General features: G+C 44.3%; 8 protein-coding genes. 5 read left to right on the plus strand and 3 right to left on the minus strand.

All coding sequences use genetic code 11. The features are described 5' to 3' along the window. Window positions 1-194: 194 nt before the first annotated feature. The 3 genes from bshB2 to pdxK form a co-directional block, all read right to left on the minus strand. Window positions 195-866 (minus strand): bacillithiol biosynthesis deacetylase BshB2, encoded by a 672-nt coding sequence (bshB2, locus tag V7137_RS00635; RefSeq protein WP_335455640.1) that lies wholly within the window; start codon window positions 864-866, stop codon window positions 195-197. A 29-nt stretch (window positions 867-895) separates the two neighbouring features. Next, window positions 896-1,243 (minus strand): YojF family protein, encoded by a 348-nt coding sequence (locus V7137_RS00640; RefSeq protein WP_335455643.1) that lies wholly within the window; start codon window positions 1,241-1,243, stop codon window positions 896-898. Window positions 1,244-1,450: 207 nt separating this feature from the next. Then, a complete protein-coding gene (gene pdxK, locus V7137_RS00645) occupies window positions 1,451-2,296 on the minus strand; it encodes a pyridoxine/pyridoxal/pyridoxamine kinase (RefSeq protein WP_335455646.1) in 846 nt (281 codons plus the stop codon). Window positions 2,297-3,245: 949 nt separating this feature from the next. Between pdxK and mobA the strand changes: the two genes are divergently transcribed. The 5 genes from mobA to V7137_RS00670 all read left to right on the plus strand — a co-directional run bounded on the left by mobA (window position 3,246) and on the right by V7137_RS00670 (window position 6,032). Next, window positions 3,246-3,848 (plus strand): molybdenum cofactor guanylyltransferase, encoded by a 603-nt coding sequence (mobA, locus tag V7137_RS00650; protein ID WP_335455649.1) that lies wholly within the window; start codon window positions 3,246-3,248, stop codon window positions 3,846-3,848. A gap of 153 nt (window positions 3,849-4,001) precedes the next feature. Next, on the plus strand, window positions 4,002-4,154 hold the full coding sequence (locus V7137_RS00655) for a hypothetical protein (protein ID WP_335455652.1): 153 nt from the start codon (window positions 4,002-4,004) through the stop codon (window positions 4,152-4,154). 5 nt (window positions 4,155-4,159) lie between these two features. Beyond that, window positions 4,160-4,624 (plus strand): molybdenum cofactor biosynthesis protein MoaE, encoded by a 465-nt coding sequence (locus V7137_RS00660; protein ID WP_335696395.1) that lies wholly within the window; start codon window positions 4,160-4,162, stop codon window positions 4,622-4,624. Further along, window positions 4,617-4,850, plus strand: coding sequence for a molybdopterin converting factor subunit 1 (moaD, locus tag V7137_RS00665; RefSeq protein WP_335455655.1), 234 nt, complete (start codon window positions 4,617-4,619; stop codon window positions 4,848-4,850). Before V7137_RS00660 ends, moaD begins: the two co-directional genes overlap by 8 nt. A 162-nt stretch (window positions 4,851-5,012) precedes the next feature. Then, window positions 5,013-6,032: a MoeB/ThiF family adenylyltransferase gene (locus V7137_RS00670; protein ID WP_335455658.1), complete on the plus strand. Its 1,020-nt coding sequence runs from the start codon at window positions 5,013-5,015 to the stop codon at window positions 6,030-6,032. Window positions 6,033-6,145: the final 113 nt, after the last annotated feature.

The following is a 6,145-nucleotide window of genomic DNA, read 5'->3' on the forward strand; positions in this document are numbered from 1 at the left end:
TATGCTTGAAAAAATGATGGAACGGTCATCATAATTTCTCTATAGTTACCGTTACAACTAAAATCTTATGGAATTGGCATCATCCACTATGATGATAATCGCAATGAGAGGTAGCTTAATTTTTAACCCTCTAATAATTCATGAAAACATCTACTAAAATGGAAAAGGCCCTTACGGATGAAGGGCTTTTTCTTTTAATTTGTAAATCGGTACGTCCAAAACCGTTCATTATTAATCCACTTCATCACTTGCGGGTCTTGGTTTTTTAATTTTTCTTCCACACCGCTGAACATTTGCTCCGTTTGGGAACGGTGGGCTTGGATGGCGGCCAGTTTTGTTTCGGCCACCGGGCTAATATTATTGAGGATGTCTGGTTCCCCCAGTTCATCTACACAATTATTCGAGAAAGCGACACAGTGTAAGGTTGGCCGCGCGGCTGCAGGAATTTTTTCAACAGCACGAACGACCGCCGCACCAGTAGCATCATGGTCTGGATGAACGGAGTAGCCTGGATAAAAAGTAATGATAAGGGAAGGATTGACTTCCTTGATCAAAGCTAACATCTGATTGGCTAGCTTCTCTTCATCTTCAAATTCAATCGTTTTATCGCGGAATCCGAGCATACGCAGGTCTTGAATGCCCAACACTCGAGCAGCTTCCTTCAATTCTTCTTTTCTAATTTTCGGCAGGTTTTCACGATTGGTAAACGGGGGATTTCCCATGTTGCGTCCCATTTCACCTAAAGTTAAACAGGCATAGGTGACAGGAGTGCCGTTCTGCACATGGGTCGCAATGGTCCCGGACACACCGAATGCCTCATCATCAGGGTGAGGGAAAACGACCAAAACGCGGCGTTCTTTTTCCATAAATCATTCTCCTTTCGGGCATTGCCTTATTATTCAAAAGGGGTGCTGGAAATCTCCAAGGCAACCGCTAGTTTTCCATTATGGTCGTGACCGGCTAATAATAAGTGATTCTCTTCATCTATTTCGTAATGGGTGATACCTTCTGCGTAAATCCAGCCAAGGTTGATCTTTAAACCAACCCGAAACGGGCCATTCCCTGTAATCTTTCCTAATTCATAACGGACAAGTGCATTGCGGATAAATGCTCCAGCCGAAAAGAACGATTGATCGTTATGTGATGCATAGGCACCGTTTGTCGTTTCAAGGTGAATATAAACATCTTTATTCACAAAGCTGTTGATGGCAGCCTGTGCTCCTTTTACATCAATAGGTTCCAAAGTGCAACCTCCTTTCCCTTCATTTATAGAATGATTATGTCTATTGTCTATTGTAATTAATAATGTAACTATCATACTAAAATTAGGTAAAAAATGCGAAATCCATGCTTATAACGGTGCCTGACACCATAAAAAAAGAAGAGTCGATCCTTTTGATCGGCTCTTCTTGTTAGTCGATAGGCGCTTTAACGGGCCCTATCACCATTCTTATTCGACACAGTCCTCGCAGTATTCAGTCGTAGCTTTTGCCGCACTGCGGTAGGCCCCATGCCAGGTAGGACCGACATATTCGTTGAGTCGGAAACCTTGCTGGATGGCTGCGGTGATAAATTCTTTTGCCACATCGACCGCATCATAAACGGATTTTCCTTTAGCTAATTCAGCGGTAATCGCCGATGAATACGTACATCCTGCCCCATGTGTATAGGTGGTTTCAAATTTTTCTGACTCGTAGAGCATAAAGTCCTTCCCATCATAAAGGAGGTCGACTGCTTTTTCTTCGGATTGGAGCTTGCTGCCTCCTTTAATCAACACGAATTTCGCACCTTGTTCATGGATTTTTTCGGCTGCTTCCTTCATTTCTACAACCGTACGCGGTGTCTTCATGCCGGCCAGTTGTCCTGCCTCAAATAGATTTGGAGTAACCACTAGTGCCCGTGGGAGCAAAAACTCACGCATCGCATCGGTTGTTTCTGGGCTTAAAACCTCATCTTCCCCTTTACAAACCATAACAGGGTCAATAACGACACGCTCCAGTTTGTTTTCATCGATGATACGGGCTGCTAATTGGATAATTTCTACTGTACCAAGCATCCCTGTTTTCATTGCATCAATCCCAACGGAAAGAATGGTTTCCAACTGGGTCTCAAGCGTATCAACCGCAATCGGGAAAACACTATGGTGCCAGTGGTTTTTCGGATCCATCGTAACAATGGATGTTACTGCCGTCATTCCGTAGACGCCAAGCTCCTGAAATGTTTTTAAGTCCGCTTGCAGGCCCGCCCCGCCGCTTGTATCAGAACCAGCTATGGTCATTACTTTTTTAATCGTCATATGTACTCCTCCTTTGGTTCAATAGTTCTTTCTTATTATAGAACATTTTAATTAATTTAACAGAATTTGCCCAAGAACATGTCTCGGAAATTTACCTTCAAATTAATAGTTGACAATACCATGACAAATACTTCCTTCGTACTATTTACACGCATTTATAGTGACAATTGTTACTTTCGAAAAACATGGGTGGGCGTACGATTGTAGTAAAATGTTTGGCTGCACTATTACATAAAGTCGTTCCTGATGAGGAGGGAAAACAATGAACCGGAAAGGTTGTCCCGATGAATATCCTATTTCTTTGCTGATTAACGGTTACGAAAAATTTGTGAAAGAACTGGTATGATGAAGAGGTAACAAGGGCAACTTTCCAAATCTTGATGATCCAAAACACAGAAGGAAAAACAAAGGCGCTTAATAAGCTCATTGTTGATAAATAGAGAATGGCTGTCATGCAATAGGCAGTCATGTCTTTACTAAAGGCTCTTTTCGTAAACTTTGTTGCTTTTGGAGCATATTCATGGGCATTTACTAAGGTTACTAAGACATTTTTGCTCATGTTCTTACGAGAAGATGCCACGAAGCTTCTAGGATTACTGGGTGATGAACCTAAACGAAAAACTCAATCTATGCGAAAACAGCTTTACTAAATGAAAGAGGTGCAGCGCCTCACACACTGGAATGCCAAACGCCTCGAATGTGCGCACTGCGGGAATGAGGAACATAAAACCATCAGTTCCTCACGATTGACGGCGATGCGGTCTCTCAAATTCAAGTTTGCGAAGTTTGTCATGGCTATATTAAAATTATTGATACACGTCAATATATTGAAAAACCATCCGCTGCCTTACTGGATGTACACTCCATCCACTTGGATTATGTTGCGCACGACAATGGCTATCTGGCAGCGGCCGAGAAAAATGATCTACATTAAGAGGGTGCTCGAGTCATGAAGGCTGCGGCCATTATTTTATCAGGTGGAAAATCAAGCAGGATGGGCACCAATAAAGCCCTTCTAAAAATAAACGAGAAAACGAATATTGAGAGAATCACAGATACGTTAAAGGTGTCGTTTAACGATATAATTCTTGTAACCAATCATCCTCGAGAATATCAATTTTTACGACAGAAGATAGTCTCGGATCATTTCCCAGGTAAGGGGCCGTTAGCAGGAGTTCATGCCGGTTTGCTCGCTTCTCCCTTTGAGACGAACTTTGTTGTCGCATGTGACATGCCATTTGTTTCAGTTGACCTTGCGGAACTGCTTGTAAAAAAATGTGGCGAATACGATGCCGTCATCCCTGTTATCAATGGAATCCAACACCCATTATTTGCTGTCTTCCAAAAGAGGGTGACCGAGTCGGTTGCACAACGTATTGAAACGGGACAACTTCGAATGAAACACCTGCTAGATACATTGAATGTTCTGTATGTAACAGAAAAAGACCTTCAAGCATACAGCAACATCGATGTAGAACGCGTCTTTTTTAATATGAATTACCCAAATGAATATGAAGACGCCAAAAAGTGGGCTGGAGCGAAGGATTTGTAAGAGCGAAAAAACCTCCACTTATTTAAAGTTTCATGATCTAAGGGGGGAAAAGAGGTACCATGCAAATTTGCTTGACCCCGATACAAAGGAATACAATATCTTATATGTAAACAAACTATTAGCCGGTCAAGATGCGCAGATGAGGAATATGATTTGCTGATGACAAGAGGTTTTTATGAAAGTGAAAGCGGCCAACTGCTGCTAGCGATAATCCAATCAACCGACTTCAAAGAGCAGGTTGAAAAAATTGGCGGATACCAAGTGGTCGAAAATGCTGAGCCTAAGTGCTTGGGTATAGAGGTGTAATCAGGATGATGTATGAAATCTCAAAGGAACCGATCGATATTCAAGCGGTAATTGATAAGGTTGTAAAGCGCAATGCTGGCGCGATTACAACGTTTATCGGCACGGTTCGGGAATTAACAAAGGGTAAAAAAACATTGTATTTAATCTATGAAGCGTACGAAGCGATGGCGGTCAAGAAACTGGCGCAAATCGGCCAGGAAATCGAACAGCGCTGGGAGGGTTCATGCGTAGCCATTACCCACCGAGTGGGTCGTTTAGATATCACCGATGTGGCCGTCGTGATAGCCGTTTCGACGCCGCACCGTGCGGATGCCTATGATGCCAACCGTTATGCAATTGAACGGATTAAAGAAATTGTCCCGATTTGGAAGAAAGAGCACTGGGAAGAAGGCGAAGCGTGGATAGGCAATCAGCTTGAAACAGTAACCTATCCTAGCGGCAAGCCGGAGGAGGGTGACCTACATGAATAAAGTGTTGTTTTTTGCCCATTTACGTGACGCAGTCGGCGAAGAGTTTCTTTCTGTCGAGGCGAGCGGAAAAACGGTGGCAGAGTTAAAAGCGGATTTAGGAGCTAAATACAACCTGCCCAACATGGACACCGTAATGACGGCCGTCAATGAAGAGTTTGCCGCGAACGATGAAGTGATCCAGGCTGGTGATGAAATCGCCTTTATTCCGCCAGTAAGCGGGGGCTGATTTTCCTAAGTGGCGGAGGAATCCTTGTATCCGCAATAAAACCAATGAATCCTCAAATAAAAAGAATCGATTCGCAATAAAACCAATGAATCCAAAAATGAAATGGAAAATTCGCAAATAGCTCGCCGTTTGGCGAGTTTTCTTTTAGAAAGGGGATAAGGTATGAACGAACGTTATTCACGGCAGGTCCTCTTTTCAGGGATCGGCACAGATGGACAAGCAAAGATTGGCAGCAAGCATGTCCTGATTATCGGCGCGGGGGCATTAGGGTCAGGTAGTGCAGAGGTGCTGGCCCGAGCCGGTGTCGGCAAGATTACGATTATTGACCGAGATTATGTAGAGGCCAGCAACCTGCAGCGCCAGCAGCTCTATACCGAAGAGGATGTCGTTGAGAAACTTCCAAAGGCAGCAGCGGCCGAAAAACGGTTGCGTGCGATTAACTCGGCTGTGGAAGTGGTTTCGATCATTGGCGACGCCACGCCAGCATTGCTAGAGGAATTAGTTCCTGGCGTCGATGTGATGATGGATGCGACAGATAACTTCGAAACCAGGATGGCGATGAATGATGTCTCACAAAAGTACCAGGTTCCGTGGATTTATGGGGCCTGTGTCGGCAGTTTTGGGATGATGTTTTCGATCATTCCTGGGAAAACCCCATGTCTGAATTGCCTGTTGCGCTCAATCCCACTCCAAGGGATGACCTGCGATACAGGAGGGATTATTTCACCAGCCGTCCAAATGGTAATTGCCCACCAAACTGCAGAGGCGCTCAAGATGTTGGTCGAGGATTGGGACGCGGTCCGGACTTCTTTTGTCAGCTTTGATCTTTGGAGAAACCAGTACACTAGTTTAAAAATGACAAAAGCGAAGTTCGCAGGCTGCTTGTCGTGCGGCGAGGAGCGCACCTATCCGTATCTCGATCAGGAAAATATGACGAAAACGACAGTATTGTGCGGCCGCGATACAGTACAAATCCGCCCATCGTCTCCTGGTGAGATTTCGTTAGAACGCCTCGCAGGCCAGCTTAGCTCACTCGGATATGCGGTAAAGGGCAACCCATATCTAGTGTCCGTCGAGATGGGCGCAGAGCGGATGGTTATTTTCCAAGACGGCCGTGCTCTCATTCACGGCACCAAGGATTTAATCCATGCAAAGGCTGTTTACCAGCGTATTCTAGGATAGTTTAAACCCGTACTGAAAATGGTGCGGTTTTTTTTGCCGAGGCTATTTTCGCATAGATTGTTGTTTTTCGTTTCATTTCGTCAACCCGTATCACTAGATGCTTCGTGGCATCT

It is taken from the genome of Neobacillus drentensis (assembly GCF_036962765.1).
Classification (GTDB): Bacteria; Bacillota; Bacilli; order Bacillales; family Cytobacillaceae; genus Neobacillus; species Neobacillus drentensis_C.